This window comes from Pseudoalteromonas sp. C12FD-1, from assembly GCF_037414265.1.
Classification (GTDB): domain Bacteria; phylum Pseudomonadota; class Gammaproteobacteria; order Enterobacterales; family Alteromonadaceae; genus Pseudoalteromonas.
The window spans coordinates 1-216 of the sequence record NZ_JBBEVD010000067.1; the positions used below are offsets into that span (position 1 = coordinate 1).

Genomic DNA, 216 nt, shown 5'->3' on the forward strand with positions numbered 1-216 from the left:
GGCTTTTTTAGCTTTAGCGCGGGCAATAGCCGCAGCTACGGCCGCTTTTTTGTCATCAGCAGGAGGGCTTGCTTGCGAGTTTTCAGGCTCAACATTACTTGTTTGCTCAGCAGCATTTGGTTCAGCTGATTGCTGGGTTTGCTCAGCTGATTTAGCGGCTTTTTTAGCTTTAGCGCGAGCAATAGCCGCAGCTACGGCCGCTTTTTTGTCATCAGC

1 protein-coding gene is annotated in these 216 nt (G+C 50.5%); it reads right to left on the reverse strand.

Annotation, left to right across the window (positions count from 1 at the left end; all coding sequences use genetic code 11):
• The coding region (locus WDB87_RS09925) for a hypothetical protein (RefSeq protein WP_337849789.1) at positions 1 to 216 on the reverse strand (216 nt) is incomplete at both ends.